The 17,255-nt window shown below is 52.8% G+C and carries 13 protein-coding genes, 1 pseudogene and 1 CRISPR repeat array; of the genes and pseudogenes, 11 read left to right on the forward strand and 3 right to left on the reverse strand.

From position 1 onward, the window contains the following. Nucleotides 1–12: 12 nt before the first annotated feature. From cas5c to BJL95_RS07180, 7 genes are all read left to right on the forward strand, one after another. Nucleotides 13–696 (forward strand): type I-C CRISPR-associated protein Cas5c, encoded by a 684-nt coding sequence (cas5c, locus tag BJL95_RS07150; protein ID WP_071156633.1) that lies wholly within the window; start codon nt 13–15, stop codon nt 694–696. Then, nucleotides 693–2,519, forward strand: coding sequence for a type I-C CRISPR-associated protein Cas8c/Csd1 (gene cas8c, locus BJL95_RS07155; RefSeq protein WP_071156635.1), 1,827 nt, complete (start codon nt 693–695; stop codon nt 2,517–2,519). Before cas5c ends, cas8c begins: the two co-directional genes overlap by 4 nt. A gap of 8 nt (nt 2,520–2,527) precedes the next feature. Beyond that, the gene (cas7c, locus tag BJL95_RS07160; RefSeq protein WP_217631669.1) at nt 2,528–3,406 is read left to right on the forward strand and encodes a type I-C CRISPR-associated protein Cas7/Csd2; all 879 of its coding nucleotides are present in this window, start codon (nt 2,528–2,530) and stop codon (nt 3,404–3,406) included. Then, nucleotides 3,381–4,040 carry a CRISPR-associated protein Cas4 gene (gene cas4 / locus BJL95_RS07165; RefSeq protein ID WP_254786711.1) on the forward strand — a complete coding sequence of 220 codons (660 nt, stop codon included), beginning with the start codon at nt 3,381–3,383 and terminating at the stop codon, nt 4,038–4,040. The genes cas7c and cas4 overlap by 26 nt, the downstream gene beginning before the upstream one ends. A gap of 2 nt (nt 4,041–4,042) precedes the next feature. Further along, the gene (cas1c, locus tag BJL95_RS07170) at nt 4,043–5,077 is read left to right on the forward strand and encodes a type I-C CRISPR-associated endonuclease Cas1c (RefSeq protein WP_071156641.1); all 1,035 of its coding nucleotides are present in this window, start codon (nt 4,043–4,045) and stop codon (nt 5,075–5,077) included. A 15-nt stretch (nt 5,078–5,092) separates the two neighbouring features. After that, the gene (gene cas2, locus BJL95_RS07175; protein ID WP_071156643.1) at nt 5,093–5,383 is read left to right on the forward strand and encodes a CRISPR-associated endonuclease Cas2; all 291 of its coding nucleotides are present in this window, start codon (nt 5,093–5,095) and stop codon (nt 5,381–5,383) included. Between the two features lie 177 nt (nt 5,384–5,560). Beyond that, nucleotides 5,561–8,246: direct repeats of the CRISPR family, unit length 32 nt; unit sequence GTCGCGCCCCGCGTGGGCGCGTGGATTGAAAC. 111 nt (nt 8,247–8,357) lie between these two features. Further along, nucleotides 8,358–9,713, forward strand: a complete 1,356-nt coding sequence (locus BJL95_RS07180) for an IS1182 family transposase (RefSeq protein WP_071156645.1) — start codon at nt 8,358–8,360, stop codon at nt 9,711–9,713. A gap of 234 nt (nt 9,714–9,947) precedes the next feature. On the opposite strand, the gene BJL95_RS07185 is transcribed toward BJL95_RS07180, so the two are convergent. From BJL95_RS07185 to BJL95_RS07195, 3 genes are all read right to left on the reverse strand, one after another. Next, complete coding sequence (locus tag BJL95_RS07185) at nt 9,948–10,433, reverse strand: GNAT family N-acetyltransferase (RefSeq protein ID WP_071156647.1); 486 nt, start codon at nt 10,431–10,433, stop codon at nt 9,948–9,950. Beyond that, nucleotides 10,433–10,720: a DUF1778 domain-containing protein gene (locus BJL95_RS07190; protein WP_071156649.1), complete on the reverse strand. Its 288-nt coding sequence runs from the start codon at nt 10,718–10,720 to the stop codon at nt 10,433–10,435. The genes BJL95_RS07185 and BJL95_RS07190 overlap by 1 nt, the downstream gene beginning before the upstream one ends. 66 nt (nt 10,721–10,786) lie before the next feature. After that, entirely contained in the window at nt 10,787–12,088 is a 1,302-nt protein-coding gene (locus BJL95_RS07195; protein ID WP_071156651.1) for a site-specific integrase, read from the reverse strand. A gap of 530 nt (nt 12,089–12,618) precedes the next feature. Between BJL95_RS07195 and BJL95_RS07200 the strand changes: the two are divergent. The 4 genes and pseudogenes from BJL95_RS07200 to pgaD all read left to right on the forward strand — a co-directional run. Continuing rightward, nucleotides 12,619–13,061 (forward strand): annotated as a pseudogene (locus BJL95_RS07200) (type I restriction enzyme HsdR N-terminal domain-containing protein); the annotation flags it as partial. 477 nt (nt 13,062–13,538) lie between these two features. Next, nucleotides 13,539–15,452, forward strand: a complete 1,914-nt coding sequence (pgaB, locus tag BJL95_RS07205; RefSeq protein WP_254786713.1) for a poly-beta-1,6-N-acetyl-D-glucosamine N-deacetylase PgaB — start codon at nt 13,539–13,541, stop codon at nt 15,450–15,452. A 6-nt stretch (nt 15,453–15,458) separates the two neighbouring features. Further along, entirely contained in the window at nt 15,459–16,808 is a 1,350-nt protein-coding gene (pgaC, locus tag BJL95_RS07210; RefSeq protein ID WP_139306161.1) for a poly-beta-1,6-N-acetyl-D-glucosamine synthase, read from the forward strand. After that, a complete protein-coding gene (gene pgaD, locus BJL95_RS07215) occupies nt 16,805–17,245 on the forward strand; it encodes a poly-beta-1,6-N-acetyl-D-glucosamine biosynthesis protein PgaD (RefSeq protein ID WP_071156657.1) in 441 nt (146 codons plus the stop codon). Before pgaC ends, pgaD begins: the two co-directional genes overlap by 4 nt. Nucleotides 17,246–17,255: the final 10 nt, after the last annotated feature.

A 17,255-nucleotide genomic window follows, 5' to 3' on the forward strand; every position in this document is an offset into this window, starting at 1 on the left:
AGGTTAAACATTATGGCGTATGGAATAAAACTACATATCTGGGGCGACTATGCGTGTTTTACCCGCCCGGAAATGAAGGTAGAGCGCGTATCTTACGATGTCATCACGCCCTCAGCAGCGCGGGGCATCCTTGAAGCCATTCACTGGAAACCAGCGATTCGTTGGGTTATCGACAAAATTCACGTTTTGAAACCGGTGCGTTTTGAGTCGATACGGCGTAACGAGGTCGGCAGCAAGATTTCCGCGGCTAAAATCAAAACCGCGATGCGCAATCAAAGCACACAGGATTTATATCTGGTTGCTGATGATTCCAAAGAGCGCCAGCAGCGGGCTTCAACGGTATTGCGCGATGTCGCTTACGTTATTGAAGCCCATTTTGAGTTGACCGATTTAGCCGGCGAAGAAGATAACGAAGGCAAGCATTTGGATATATTCAATCGCAGGGCGCGAAAAGGCCAATGCTTCCAGCAGCCTTGCATGGGCGTTCGCGAGTTTCCGGCTTATTTTTCGTTGATAGAACCGGAACAATCTTTGCCGGAATCGGCATTGACGCAGGAACAGCTTAACCGTGAATTAGGTTGGATGCTGCACGATATTGATTTTGCCAATGGCATGATGCCGCGTTTTTTCAAAGCCGAACTTAGCGGCGGCGTAATCACAGTGCCGGATTTTTACAGCGACGAGGTGAAGGCATGATACTGAGTTCCTTGGCGCAATATTATCAACGGTTAGCGGACACACCTGATCCGGTTTCCGGTTTGGCGCGAGTGCCGTCTTATGGATTTAGTGGAGAGCGCATTAGTTACATTTTAGTCCTGAATCGTGATGGAGAGCTTGTCGATGTGCAGTCCAATTTGTCGGACGAAAAAAAGCAAAAAGGCAGATATTTGACTGTGCCTTGGTCTGTTAAACGAAGCGGGCAATTTACTGAAAAAGCTTTTAAGGAGGGAAAAAACAATGCTTTCTTCCTATGGGATAAAACAGCATATTGTCTTGGAGTTGAATCGAGCGATAAAAAAGATTTGAGAATATCGCAGCTTACATTCGAGGCTTTTAAGAAATTACATTTGGACTTATTGAGTGATACCGAGGATGAAGGTTTAAAGGCTGTTTGTCTTTTTTTAAAAAACTGGTCGCCGGATCAATTCAAAACCCAGTTTTTCAAAAATGAAATGCTTGACGCTAATTTCGTTTTTAAACTTGATGGCGAGAAGGGATATATTCATGAAAGGCAGGAGGCAATCAAAGTATGGTTAAAAACTATCGCGCCTAAAGCAGATGCCAACAAGGCCGTTTGTCTTGACACTGGGAAGAATGAACCATTCATGAATTTGCATCCATCCATAAAAGGCGTTTACGGCGGACAAAGTGCAGGCGGCTCGATAGTTTCCTTTAATGCCGATGCCTATACATCCTATGGAAAATCGCAAGGCGAGAATGCGCCTGTTTCGGAAATGACCGCATTCGCATACACCACGGCTTTAAATTATCTGCTCAGACGCGAAAACAACCAGTGCGTATCCATCGGCGATACCAGCACCGTTTTTTGGGCGGTTGCCGGTGACGGACAAACCGCGCAACAGGCCGAGTCCTTGTTTGGGTTTATGCTGAACATGCCAGTAGATGATGGGGAGCAAGCAGCACAAATAAGACCGGTATTGGACAAAATAGCCAAAGGCCGACCATTAAAGGAATTTGCGCCCGATCTCGACCCCGAAACCCGATTTTTTGTCCTCGGTTTAGCTCCTAATGCAGCAAGACTATCGATTCGTTACTGGCTTGATACCACATTTGGGCAATTGGCTAACCATATTAGCGACCATTTCCAGGATTTATCCTTGAATCCATTGCCTTGGCGCGAGCCGCCCTCTGTTTGGCGTTTATTGATACAAACAGCGACGCAAGGCAAAAGCGAAAACATACCGCCTCAATTAGCAGGCGAATTGATGCGAACCATTATTACCGGACAACCCTATCCGCGTATGTTGTTGACGCAACTGATTCAAAGAATCCGCTCGGATGGCGACATTAGCGGCATCCGAGTGGCAATGATAAAAGCCATTATTCAACGCGATTTTCGTAAAGGATTAATACAGGAGGAAGTACCCGTGAGTTTAGATTTAAGCAGCACTCATACCGCCTACCGATTGGGAAGGCTTTTTGCCGTCATAGAACGGATTCAGGAGGCGGCTTTAGGGCGTGACTTGAACAGCACCGTCACTGATAAATATTACGGAACGGCTTCAACAGTACCTTTTTCGGTATTTCCTCGCTTGCTGGCAGGCAGTCAGAATCACCTGACAAAGCTACGCAAGGACAAACCTGGCTATGCTGTCAACCTTAAAAAGGATTTAGCCGAAATTATTGCCGGTATAGAAAACAGTTTTCCACGGCATTTATCTGTCGAAGAACAAGGACGCTTTGCCATCGGTTATTACCACCAAAAGCAAGCGTATTTTGAAAGCAGCAAAAAGGCTGATGCCGTCGCCGACCAATCTAACGAATCAACAAACAATTAAGGACAACCATAATGACCATTCAAAATCGCTACGAATTTGTTTATTTATTTGACGTAAGCAACGGCAATCCCAATGGCGATCCCGATGCGGGCAATATGCCGCGTCTGGACCCTGAATCCAGTAAAGGCTTAGTTACCGATGTTTGCTTGAAGCGAAAAATCCGTAATTTCATTGAATTAACGGATGAAAAAACACCCGGCTATAAAATTTATGTCAAGGAAAAAAGCATATTAAATCTACAACATGAAGAAGCTTATAAAGCACTTGGAATTGAGCATGTGTCGAAAAAACTGCCCAAAGATACTACGAAGGCGGATGAGATAACCCTTTGGATGTGCAAGCACTTTTTCGACATACGTGCTTTTGGTGCTGTTATGACCACCGAAGTCAATTGCGGCCAGGTGCGCGGCCCAGTCCAGCTGGCATTCGCCAAATCAATAGACCCGATCATTCCGCTGGAAATATCCATCACTCGTATGGCGGTAACCACTGAAAAAGAGGCCGAGGAACAAGCCGGCGGAAACCGCACAATGGGACGCAAGCACATCGTACCTTACGGTTTGTACCGCGCACATGGTTTTATTTCCGCTAAGCTGGCGAAAAAAACCGGTTTTTCGGAAACCGATTTGGAAAAACTTTGGCAAGCACTGGCGTTAATGTTCGAACACGACCGCTCGGCTGCTCGCGGTGAAATGGCGGCACGTAAATTGGTAGTGTTTAAACATAGCGATGCGCTAGGCAATGTACCGGCGCATGCGCTATTCGAGCGTGTAAAAGTTGAGCGCATTAACGGCGAAAATGACACGCCGGCCTCAAGTTTTAGCGATTATAAAATCAGCATCGACAAAACCGATCTTAAGGATGTCACCGTCGAAGAAAGGTTTTGAATTGCCGATGCAAACGCTGGAATCCATCTACCTCTCGCGTCTGCAACACTATCTGTATTGTCCCCGGCAGTTTGGCTTAATCGAACTGGAAGACGTTTGGAGCGAAAACCAATTCACCGCCGAAGGCAAAGTGTTGCATCAGCGCGTTGATCAGGCGGACAAACAAACGCGCGGAGCCATTCGGACGGTCCGCGCGTTGCGTTTGTCACACGCGCGGTTGGGCGTTGAGGGCGTGGCCGACGTGGTGGAGTATCACCGTCAAGCCGACGGCAGCGAACAGCCGTTTCCCATTGAATACAAACGCGGCAAGCCCAAACAGCATCGCGCTGATGAAGTGCAATTGTGCGCCCAGGCCTTGTGTCTTGAGGATATGGAAGGACGGGATGTACCGAACGGTGCGTTGTTTTACGGTGAGGTACGGCGTCGGCATCCAGTCGATTTCGATGCGGCATTGCGGGAGCTGACCTTGCAAACCATTCAAGCCTGCCGGGACATCATTCAATCCAAAGTGACTCCCAAGGCGGTTTATCAGGCTGGTAAATGTCGACATTGTTCGCTGATCGAGCTTTGTCATCCAAGAGACTTTACCCGGCCCGCATCAACGTGGCTGGCGCAACAATTGGCAGAGGTTTAAGCATGCGGCCGTTACGCAACGTGATTTATATTCAAACCCAAAACGCCTGGATACATAAGGATAACGACAATCTGGTAATGAAGGTCGGCGACGAGATTAAGGCTCGTGTGCCGATACACAAATTACAAGGTTTGGTTTGTTTCGGTCAGGTCAGTATTTCCCCTTATCTGATGGCGCATTGTGCGGAAAATGCCGTCACCATTACCTATTTGAATCAATTCGGCAAGTTTCTGGCCCGTGTCGAGGGTCCGGTCAGCGGCAATGTGCTGTTGCGCCGCACTCAGCATTTAACGGGTGCCAATACAGAAAAAAGCGTCGACATCGCTCGAACCATGTTGTCTGGCAAACTGTATAACCAGCGCGCGGTGGTGCGGCGTTATCTGCGCGACTACGGGGAACAACCGGACGGACAAGCGATGTCGGCCGAACTGGCGACGGCAGAGAAACGTTTGAGTCGTTGCCTGCAGCAATTAGCCGACTGCGAATCGATTGACACGTTGATGGGACGGGAGGGGGAGGCTGCGCAGGTCTATTTCGGCGTATTTCAGCACCTTATCCGGCAACCGGATTTTCAATTCGATGCTCGCAGGCGACGCCCGCCGACCGATCCGGTAAATGCCTTGCTGTCATTTTGTTACACCTTGCTGACCCACGATTGCCGATCGGCTTTGGAAACTACCGGTCTTGATCCAGCCAGTGGTTTTTTGCACCAGCTACGCAGCGGCAGGCCATCATTGGCGCTGGACTTGGCGGAAGAGTTTCGGCCGATGATAGACCGGTTCGTGCTGTCTTTGATCAACAAACGCCAATTGGCTATCAAGGATTTTGAGGAATGGCCCAACGGTTCTTTTACACTGAAGGAAGAACCGCGCCGAACCCTACTGGCCGCTTGGCAAGATCGTAAGCAGGATACCTTGATGCATCCTTGGTTCGAAGAGTCGGTGCCGATGGGCTTGTTGCCGTGGTTACAAGCGCAAATTTTGGCTAGATTTCTGCGCGGAGATTGCGATAGTTATGTGCCGTTTTTATGGAAATAAACCAGGAATTTACTGATGATGATCTTGGTCACCTACGATGTCAGCTTTAAAAATGAAGGTGGTCCGAAGCGTCTAAGGCGCATGGCCCGGCTTTGTCAGGTATTTGGACAGCGGGTTCAGTATTCCGTGTTCGAAATCGAAGTGGATATGGCGCAATGGACTGAGCTGAAAAATCAGCTGATTAGTGTGATGGACCCAGAGGAAGATAGCCTGAGGATTTATTACCTGGGTAGTAATTGGGAACGTAAGGTAGAGCATATCGGAGCAAAAAAGGCGTTGGACTTAAACGGTCTGTTGCTGATGTGATGCGAACCCCAAGCATACATAAAAATCCCTTAGGTTTCGCATTTACGCTAACTTACTGAAAATAAAGCAACTACAAAATCTCCCCAAATTCAAATAGAATGCTTTTTGCGTTGAATGCTATCGGTTCGCATGGACAAGGCGATTACGCCTTTAAAATCAACTGGTAATAACAACGCAGTCGCGCCCCGCGTGGGCGCGTGGATTGAAACTCGATCGCATGAACCGCATCGATAGCCTTCAACGTCGCGCCCCGCGTGGGCGCGTGGATTGAAACGGCATCTGAGCGACAACCAACAACAGCAACCCGGTCGCGCCCCGCGTGGGCGCGTGGATTGAAACTTCGGGCGTTTCGTTTTGCCAGTTGCTGGTCCAGTCGCGCCCCGCGTGGGCGCGTGGATTGAAACCAGCATTAAAAACACGCCGGTTGCCCAGTCGTGTCGCGCCCCGCGTGGGCGCGTGGATTGAAACGCAATTTTACGCGACGGTCGCGGAAAAATTGAGTCGCGCCCCGCGTGGGCGCGTGGATTGAAACATGCCTTGACCACTTCCGCCGCGTAGTCGGCAAGTCGCGCCCCGCGTGGGCGCGTGGATTGAAACTCAATAATTTATCGAAAGCGGGTGTCGATCCGCGTCGCGCCCCGCGTGGGCGCGTGGATTGAAACTCTCAAAACAAGCTCAAATACACTTGGGAAAGGGTCGCGCCCCGCGTGGGCGCGTGGATTGAAACACGATTTCGACGGCCTACGGCGAGATCGAAATACGTCGCGCCCCGCGTGGGCGCGTGGATTGAAACTATCACAACTCTTGAAGAACAACTCACTGGTGTGTCGCGCCCCGCGTGGGCGCGTGGATTGAAACTTCCGTGATTTGACTGAAGAAAATGGCTTTCAGAGTCGCGCCCCGCGTGGGCGCGTGGATTGAAACTTGTATTGCGATAACAGAGGCTATAAGGAAAGGGTCGCGCCCCGCGTGGGCGCGTGGATTGAAACCTCCCGGAGAACAAGCCATGTGCCGATTAATCGTCGCGCCCCGCGTGGGCGCGTGGATTGAAACAGCATTAACGGAAAGACTGTATATAGAAGCACGTCGCGCCCCGCGTGGGCGCGTGGATTGAAACTTGGACGGTCCATTGCCGGGTTGATAGCAACTGTCGCGCCCCGCGTGGGCGCGTGGATTGAAACCTTCCAGATCGAAAAGGTTTTGCCTTTGCGCCGGTCGCGCCCCGCGTGGGCGCGTGGATTGAAACCAGCAGCGTCCAGGCCAAATCGGTGGCGGATTGTCGCGCCCCGCGTGGGCGCGTGGATTGAAACATTAACACCCGCCAGGCCAACGGATGCAAGGCGGTCGCGCCCCGCGTGGGCGCGTGGATTGAAACATTTACCTGGCGGGCGATGCGGGTTACCCAAGCCGTCGCGCCCCGCGTGGGCGCGTGGATTGAAACGAGGACTTGACGTGAGCTACTGCACCCAGACCGTCGCGCCCCGCGTGGGCGCGTGGATTGAAACTTTTGTTTGGCGTCCTCCAGCGTATCCACGCGAGTCGCGCCCCGCGTGGGCGCGTGGATTGAAACCATAATTGGTGGCCATGAACTAGCCTTAAGCCGTCGCGCCCCGCGTGGGCGCGTGGATTGAAACGCGCCGACAATTTGCACGAAACGACGGCCGGGGTCGCGCCCCGCGTGGGCGCGTGGATTGAAACAGCAAATTGACGCGGATCGGCTGGCTGCCGGCGTCGCGCCCCGCGTGGGCGCGTGGATTGAAACATACGTCCTTATGCCTCATAAAACACACGGTCGTCGCGCCCCGCGTGGGCGCGTGGATTGAAACCACGCCACCGATCGGTAGTAATAGCCGTAGGTGTCGCGCCCCGCGTGGGCGCGTGGATTGAAACATGCCGTCCAACCTGATCAACAAGCGGCTGCCGTCGCGCCCCGCGTGGGCGCGTGGATTGAAACACCACGCCGTCGGCGATAAAGGATGGCTTGGCGTCGCGCCCCGCGTGGGCGCGTGGATTGAAACAAAGACCCGTTTACCGACGACGTGCAAGAACCGTCGCGCCCCGCGTGGGCGCGTGGATTGAAACGCCGAACTCCATCCGGCGAAGACAACCTGGCCGGTCGCGCCCCGCGTGGGCGCGTGGATTGAAACTCGATCGGCGACAGCTCGCTGAGCTGACCCAAGTCGCGCCCCGCGTGGGCGCGTGGATTGAAACTCGGCGATGGCTTCCACTTGTTTGCTGACGCAGGTCGCGCCCCGCGTGGGCGCGTGGATTGAAACGTGAATGATGACGTTACCGATGCACCAGGACATGTCGCGCCCCGCGTGGGCGCGTGGATTGAAACGGTTACGTCTTGCGCGTAACCCATCATCAGCCGAGTCGCGCCCCGCGTGGGCGCGTGGATTGAAACGCGGCGAACAAAGCGGCCGCGCTGCCGGCGCCGTCGCGCCCCGCGTGGGCGCGTGGATTGAAACAGTACGTCTTTCAGCATAAAACCGCCGGATCCATAGGTCGCGCCCCGCGTGGGCGCGTGGATTGAAACGCGCCGGACTCGCGCAACGACTCTTCCGTACAGGTCGCGCCCCGCGTGGGCGCGTGGATTGAAACGATCAGGATGACGTATCGAATTTTGTCGAAGTCGTCGCGCCCCGCGTGGGCGCGTGGATTGAAACGATTTCCTGGATCAATGCGGATTCGGCTTCTTTCGTCGCGCCCCGCGTGGGCGCGTGGATTGAAACGCGGTTGGTTATATCAACGGCGTGATCAAGGCGTCGCGCCCCGCGTGGGCGCGTGGATTGAAACATTGCCGGCTGCCGGGAGCTTTACGACCAACTGTCGCGCCCCGCGTGGGCGCGTGGATTGAAACGGTAAATTGATGACTAGGAGCCTGTCGGACTTAAAAGCCAATAGTCCCTTCGGTAACTTGGTTAGATAAAATAGGTGGTATAGAAAGAACCAGCAACCGGGAGAGCCCTTGATGAGTCGATTCATTCCTGTCAACCGCCATCAAGTCTATCTATTACCCCCCTCGGTGGACGAATGGTTGCCGGAGGATCACTTGGCGCGTTTTGTCGTCGAAGTCATCGAGCAGTTGGATTTAAGCCGGTTGACGAGCCGCTATCAAGGTCGGGGTTCGGCGGCGCACCATCCGGCGATATTATTGGCACTGCTGGTCTATGGGTACGCCACCGGCGTGTTTTCCAGCCGGAAGATCGAACGGGCCACCTACGATTCGGTGGCGTTTCGTTTCTTGTCTGGTGATACCCATCCCGATCACGATACCCTGGCTCACTTCCGCAAGACGTTCCTGGTCGAGTTGGAAGACCTGTTCGTCCAAGTGCTGAGTCTGGCGCAAGCGATGAAGTTGGTGAAGCTGGGGCAAATCGCGTTGGACGGCACCAAGCTCAAAGCGAATGCCTCCAAGCACAAGGCCTTGTCCCACAGCCATATCGAAAAGCTCGAAGCACAGCTACGAGACGAAGTTCAGGCCTTACTGCAAAAGGCCGACGAAACCGACGCGGTGGACGACCGGGACGGCCTTGATCTGCCGGACGAATTGGCGCGGCGGGAAGACCGGCTGAAAGCCTTGCGTGAAGCGAAAGCCAAGATCGCCGAGCGGGCCAAACCGCGCGACGCGCAAGCCGAACAGGCATACGAGGACAAGGTGTCCCGCCGGGAAGCCCAGCGGCAAGCTGGCCAAAAGCCGCGAGGCCCGGAACCCAAGGCGCCGGTAGCCGGCCCCAAGCCCGACGATCAAATCAACCTGACCGACGAGGAATCGCGCATCCTGCCGAGTCACGAAGGCTTTGTGCAAGGCTACAACAGTCAGGCCGCCGTCGATGTCGATACGATGCTGATCGTGGCCACCACGGTCACGCAGCAGACCAACGACAAACAACAAGTTGAGCCGATGCTGGCCGAACTGAAAAAACTGCCCGACGCCTTGGGCCAAGCCGAAGCCCTACTGGCGGACACCGGCTACTTCAGTGCCGCCAACGTCCAGGCTTGCGAACGAAACCGGATCGAACCTTTAATCGCCATGGGCCGTGACAGTCATCATCGGCCGTTGGCGGAACGTTTAGCCCCGGATGCGCCGGAACCGACTGGCGACGATCCGCTGGAAAAGATGGCTTGGTACTTGAAAACCCGCGAAGGCAAAGCCCGTTATGCCAAGCGCAAATGCACGGTGGAACCCGTGTTCGGGATCATCAAACAGGTACTCGGCTTTCGCCAATTCTCCTTACGCGGTCTGGATGCGGTCACCGGTGAGTGGAAACTGGTGGCCATGGCCTTCAACTTGAAACGGATGCATATCTTGGCGAGGGTCGTCTAATGGTCGAAACGATTGGCCAGCAAAAGGCTCGATTGGCGTTATCGGAATCCAACGCCAAAACGCTCGCCTAACCAGTGGCAAATCCTTCCTTCGACCGCCGTCTTCGCTGAGCTGGATGACAACAGAAGTGCTGGTAAGTTAAGTCCGACAGGCTCCTAGACCGCCCCACGCACTCGTCGCGCCCCGCGTGGGCGCGTGGATTGAAACAGGCTGTAGCTATCAAATCGATTTAGTTTAATTGCTCAGCGGTAGGAATAATTTTAACGGTTGGTTGGGGAAAATGATAAAACCGAACTGTTTATAAAAGTCTGCAGCCGATGGATTCAGAGCATCCACGACAATGGCATAAACCGCCATCACCGTGCTGGCTTGCTCCACGCGTTGTACGGCGTCGGCTAGCAGTATCATTCCCAATCGTTGGCCTTGATGGTTTTTATCAACGGCTAACCGGCCAAGCAATGCGACCGGCACCGGGTAGTTGGGTAGGCGGCGATTGTGCTCCGGCGGCAAGTCATCGGCTCGGACACTGCCGGCACTAAGGGTGTAGTAGCCGAGAATGGTTTGAGGCGAATTGATGTCGGTCGCCACAAACACCTTGTTGATGCGATGTTTTACGTTTTGGCGGGCGTATCGCTGCAAATAGCTGTTTAAGCTGGCTTCGCCGCAATCGAAGGCTTTGCGTTGGTGGCCGGGGTTGAGCGCTTCGATTTTGAGTGGCATTAATCCCTGACAACGGATTGTTTATGCAATGCCAAGGCTTCTTGCATTTTGGCGTTTTTGGCTTGCGGGTTTTCCAGCGCGTCTAAAAACAGCGTCCAATCGGTCTTTGAAAGGCTGATTTGTTCGTGTTCGTTGATGATGTTTTCGGCGGCGGCTAGCGACTGGGTCAAGACAAATTCCGACAGTTTTTTATGGCTGTAGCTAGCGGCTTTTTCCAGCTTTTGCTTGGAAAGGGCGTCCAGGCGAATGTGCATCCGCTCTTGTTTGATGGTTTCTGTCGTAGGCATATAAAAGTCCTCCAAATTGCTTGGCGATCATTGTACGCCAATTGTGCGTCTGGTTTTTGTTTCGCGTTAGCTTGCCCGCTTGATTGGAACTACGTTTGAGGACTGGGTAGTCAATAACTCCAGTCGTTCCCCCAATATGCGCCAAGCCTCCGCCTGCTCTGCTTTTAATTCTTGATGCTGGTAGACGCGTTTCAGCTTGTTTTCTTGGGTGTGGTTCAGGCACTTTTCGATCACGTCGCCATGTATGCCAAGGTTACCCATCATCGTGGCGCCAGTTCTACGCAGGTCGTGCGGCGTCCATTTGCCGCCGGGCAATACCAAGGCTTGGTTGGCTTTGCTGCGATTGCTATACACGGTCGAATTTTGGCGGCCGTCGATTTGCTTGGTGATGGATTTTTCGCAAACGTGGTCAGTGTCTTTGGTATTGGGGAATAACCAGATTTCCGATTGCCGGGATGCGTGCAGGAGTCGAAATTGATTCAAGGCAAAGTCGGATAAGTAAACGGTATGGGCTTTGTCGTTTTTGCTGTTTTCGACGGGGATAAAAAAGGTCTTGGCGTCGAAGTCGATATGTTTCCATTGGGCTTTGCTGAGTTCGCCGACACGGCAAAGTGTTGATAGCATGATCCAGATCGCACATTGTGTGGACTGCATCAAGCCGGCGGCATGGAGTTGTTCATTCAATAACTTGATTTCGTCTTGCGATAACACGCGGTCGCGTTCGGTATTTTTGGTGGTGACCTTGCTAACGCTCAAACTGGCTGTCGGATCGAATTCGATAATGTCGCGGTCAACCGCAAACTTGAACATTTGCCTCATCAATTTGAGTAGATTTCGCGCCGTGTGAACCGAGCCGCGTTGTTTGATGCGGTCGATAACGTCGGTGACATGGCTTTTTCTAATGTCTTGGGCATTGATGGTGCCTATGATAGACAACACGTCCTTGGCAAACATCCGTTGCACTTCGGTTAAATCCTTGCGCTGCTGCAAGTCAGTCATTACCCAGCGCTCAAATAATCCGTTGACGCTGGTAAGAGCTTGCTGTCTGGCTAATTCGTCTTGTTCGGCGAGTTGGGCCGCTCTAGTTCGTTCGGCCGACAATTTTTGCTCAGTAATTGGGTCTATCCCTTGTTTAGCAATAGTTTTGTTGTTGTCCCGTTCCTTTCGGGCTTCCGCTAATGTTTTTGACTTGAGTGTCATCCATATTTGTTTGCCCTTGAGCAAGTACCGAAAACGAAACGATACCGCACCGCCATCGGCAATTGATCTAACCCGAATATACAGACCTCCACCGTCTGGAATGAGTTGTTCCTTGTCCTGCGGTTTTAACTTGCGGAAAGCCAAGTCGGTAAGTTTGTTGTTTGCCATGATTTAGGTCTCCCATCCTATTTTCCGGGATACATTTCGGGATACATTTTTTATAGGATTTTATTAAATCACGATGGACGAATCTGGACAATAAGCTTACTAAAAAATTTATATGTGCATGATAATTATGAAATAAAAATACGCTATTGGATTTTGTTGGAATGATGGTTACTTTTCTGGGGGGGCAAGTGGTAGTGGGTTCAAATCCCGCCGTCCCGACCAATTAAATCAACTACTTATAAAGCAACTGGTTGCTATAAGTTTCAGAATTGTCATTTCGGTACAACAATTTTCAATGCTTGCCGACTGATCGTTACTGGAAAGCTACTTAATCTCTTTGCTCTAGCCGGACTTGGTTAAAATCCCGGTCATCTAAATTAGTTGCAAACTAATCCCGGCCTGATTACCAAATTTTCTGGCAATATCTAAGTTCAGCCACTCTAACGTTATACTATTCGGCCAACCGAATCGTTAGATAGGACTCCTGATTTAGGGATAGAAACGAAAAGAAGGCCCTCAGCGAAACCGACATCTGCGACCTTTTCATCACTCCAGCTATCCGCGACGCCGGCTGGGACACCATCCGACAAATTCGCCGCGAAGTAACTTTAACCCCCGGCCCCATCGTCGTTCGTGGCAATGTTTCCTCGCGCAATAAGAAAAAAAGAAATTTGCCGACTATGTGCTGTACTGGGAACCCGGCGTGCCGGTTGCGGTAGTCGAAGTCAAAGACAACAACCACACCGTCAGCCACGGTCTGCAACAAGCTTTGGGCTATGCCGAAATCCTGCAAGTGCCTAGCGCCTTTAGCTCCAACGGCGATGCGTTTGCCGCATACAACAAAGTCCCAGCTCCTAACGAAGACATCGAAACCGAATTCACCCTGGATGCCTTTTTGCCCCCAGACCAACTCTGGCAACGCTACAAGCAATTTCGCGGAATCACCGACCAAAACGAAAAACTGGTCATTCAGTCCCGAGGCTTCCGGTTTCTGGAGTGGGGCGAAGTCTCAGCAGCGCCGCCATTTATCGGCCACGAGGTGCCAATTGCTAAACTGACACTTGTCGCGTGCTAATTGCCCACAGTTTGAACATTGCACTAAGCCGGTTGTGACCTCGTGTTCTACGTTCAAAACATGTTCCGCATGGCTTAGCGCCGCTGCCATGGTTGTCGCATCCTGACTGCACTACCCGAGGAGTTCATTGATGATGCTGGGATCGTTTTCGCCAATGACTGCCAAGTAATCTAGTAGCTTCTGACGATCACTGGCTGATAGCTCTACTTTCAGCTTGATGCTCTTTCTGTCTGACAGAACCTGCGGAACCTCTGTTATTAAATTAAAACAGGCTAAAAATTGCGTTTCAGGTAAAATCCGCAGTCCAAATCCGGCGCGATCCCACCGCCGGCAATCTCTGCTATTCTGACATTTCCCTCTTGTTATCAAATGGATATGAGTTTTTTTGCTCGCGTGATTTTTTTGGCGCTTTGCCTGTATTCCGCGGTCGGCCGAGCTGCCGATGTCGACAATGCCGGCTTTCTGATTTTGAATTACCACGACATTCTGGAAGAGGAAGAGCGAGTGCCGCCGTTCGACAGGATCGCGGTCAACAAAACCCATCTGGAAGACCACTTCGCCTGGCTAAAAAAGAACAACTACCATGTCATCAGCATTCAGGATTTAGTGGATGCCCAGCACGGTGAGAAGGCGCTGCCCAGCAAGGCGGTGATTCTGACCTTCGACGACGGCTATTTGAGTTTTTATACCAGAGCCTTGCCCTTGCTGAAAAAGTACAAGTATCCGGCGACGTTGGCGGTGGTCGGTTCGTGGTTGGATCAAAAAGCCTCGCACAACAATATTCCGCTGATGAGCGCGGCCCAGGTTCGCGAAGTGATGGCCAGCGGTTTGGTCGAGATCGCTTCGCATAGCTACGACCTGCATCATGGCGTGGTCGCCAATCCGCAAGGTAGTGAAGAAAGCGCCGTCACGTCCAGACTTTACAGTAGCGAATACGAAGAGTACGAAAAAGACGAGGATTATCGAAAACGCCTGTTTCAGGAGCTTAATAAGAGTTCGGAGCGACTGTTGCAGGTATTGGGTCAGCGGCCCCGTGTGATGGTATGGCCCTACGGCGAATACAACACTATCGCGCTGGAAGCCGCCAAAATGGCCGGCATGTCATTGACGATGGGCTTGGACGACGGGGTGAACACGCTGGCCAACGTTCACGCGATGAAACGGATGATGTTGGCCGACGATCCCAATGTTCAACAATTCGCGGAAATCGTCACCAAGAAACGCGTGGGGAGAGAGTTGCGGGTCGCGCATGTAGACATGGACTATATCTACGACGACGACGAGGAGCAGACCGCCAAAAACTTGAGCGCGTTGGTCGAACGGATCGCGCAGAGCGGCGCCAATACTGTTTATCTACAAGCCTATTCCGATCCCGATGGCGACGGCAACGCCGATAAATTGTATTTCCCGAATCGGCACCTGCCGGTACGCCGGGATATGTTTAATTACGTGGCGTTTCAATTGCGTAAGCGTGCCGGCGTCAAGGTCTACGCCTGGATGCCGATCATGGCCTACAAGGCCGACGCGCCGTTGAAGTGGTATGTTAAGGAGTGGCGGGACGGCGAGCCGCAGTTATCTCGGCACGTCTACACCCGCTTGTCGCCGTTCAACCCGGAAGCTCGCCAATTCGTCGGCGAAATTTACGAGGACTTGGCCAAGCATTGCGATTTCAACGGTATTTTGTTTCATGACGACGGCATTCTGTCCGATTTCGAGGATGTGTCGCCCCAGGCATTGGAGTTTGCCCGCGACGTTTGGGGATTGCCGGCCGAATTCGACAAACTCCACGCTTCCAGCGAACTGCGTCTCCGCTGGGCGCAACACAAGACCGAGTTGATCGGCCAGTTCACCGACTATTTGACCGATCGAGTGCGCTTTTACCGCCCCTATATTTCGACCGCGCGCAATTTTTATTCGCTGCCTTTGTTGAAGCCGTATAGCGAGGAGTGGTATGCCCAATCGTTTCCGGCCTTTATGAAGCATTACGACTATGTGGCGATCGAGGCGATGCCGTTCATGGAAGATGCCGAGAATCCCAAGCAATGGTTGACGGAATTGGTGCAGAAAACCGCGCAAGTGCCTGGCGGCTTAGACAAAATGGTGTTCGAACTGCAAACGGTGAATTGGAAAAAACAGCAGGACATCCCGATGGCGGTATTCGGCGAACAATTTCAGATTCTGAAAAAAAACGGCGCCAAGCACATCGGCTATTATCCGGATAACCTGTATCACGACCAGCCCAAGTTGGAAGAATTGAAGAAGTATTTTCCGGTCGCCAGGAAGGAATAAGCCCTTATGGATGACATCATGGCTCAACCGTGGTTCGAACAGCTGATTGACTGGAAACTGCTGTTGCAGGAACGTTTGCAAGACTTACCTTGGGAGCACATCGACGAATGGTTGTCGCGCTTCGTATTTTACTATCCGTTGCTGATGGCCTACGTCTGGATGCTGGGCGGCATCCTGTATTACTGGCGTTGGGAACGCAAGCGCGGTAGCGTTTGGTCGGACGTTCCGGATTTGGCCGAATACCCGCCGGTGTCGATTCTGATCCCTTGTTACAACGAGGGCGAGAATGTCCGCGAGACCATCGAATACTTACTGCACCAGAAATACCCGAATTTCGAAATTATCGCGATTAACGACGGCAGCAAGGACAATACCCTGGAAATTCTGCACGAGTTGGCCGACCAACATTCCAAGCTTAGAGTCGTGAATCTGGCCAGCAACCAAGGTAAGGCCGTGGGTTTGCGGACGGCGGCCTTGTTGGCCAACAGCGAGATTCTGATCGGCATCGACGGCGATGCGCTATTGGCGCCCAATGCGACCGCCTGGATCGTCAGGCATTTTCTGGAAGATCCGAACGTCGGCGCGGTGACCGGCAATCCCCGCATCCGTAATCGCTCGACACTGCTGGGCAAGATTCAGGTCGGCGAATTTTCGGCGATCGTCGGCATGATTAAGCGCGCGCAGCGCTCTTACGGACATATCTTTACGATTTCCGGCGTGATAGCGGGCTTTCGCAAGTCCGCGTTGCACGATGTCGGCTATTGGAGTCCGGACATGGTGACCGAGGACATCGACATCAGTTGGAAGTTGCAACTGGCCGGCTGGATGATACGCTTCGAGCCGAATGCCTTATGCTGGGTGCTGATGCCGGAGACCTTGAAGGGCTTGTGGAAACAGCGTAGCCGCTGGGCGCAAGGCGGCGTCGAGGTGATGCTGCGCTATTTTCGCTCGCTGTTTAACTGGCGCAGCCGCGGTATGTGGCCTTTATACCTGGAATGCTGCATTAGTCTGAGCTGGGCGTTTTTGGTTGTGGGAATGTTGGCTTGGGTGCCTTGGCAATGGGTTTCCGCCCAGCAGCCGGCCGAGGCTCTGGAGGACCTGTCGCCGCATTGGACCAGCATGCTGTTGTGCGTGACCTGCCTGATCCAATTTGGGGTGAGTCTGGCGATCGATGCGCGCTATGAGCGCCAGAACGGCCAGTCCGCGCAGCATTACTACTGGATGATTTGGTATCCGATCGTGTATTGGTTGATCAATGTCGGCACGACCATCAACGGCTGCATCAGCGCATTGCGTAAGAAGCGCGGCCAACGAGCGGTCTGGGTCACCTTGGACAGAGGTTTGCGGAGCAAATGAAGGATATCATCATCAATCAGCCGCACCTGCAAAGCGTGCAGCAGAAGCTTGGTTCGGCGCTGCTGGCGCTCGCGAGTTGGCTGTTGTGGCTATATTTCTTAACACCCTTGTTCACGCTTGGGGCCTGGCTGATGGGTTTGAAGAGTCTGTCCGACGAAATCCGCTGGTTCGGCGGCTACAAAACCCTGTTGGAGCTGATGCAGCTCTATGCCGAAATTATATTGGTCATAGCGCTGCTTTGGTTGGTGTGGACGGTCTATCTGGCTTGGCTACGTGCGCATCGTCCGCCGCATCGGCCGCCGCCGGTGACTGACTCGCAGTTGGCCACCGCCTTCAAAGTCGACGTCGAGCTGTTGAGCAAAGCGCGTACGGGTAATAAGTTGACCGTGCATTTCGACGACCACGCCGTCATTACCCGGATCAACAACGGTCCTTGAATCGACCAGC

The sequence above is a fragment of the Methylomonas sp. LWB genome, from assembly GCF_001856095.1.
GTDB lineage: Bacteria > Pseudomonadota > Gammaproteobacteria > Methylococcales > Methylomonadaceae > Methylomonas > Methylomonas koyamae_A.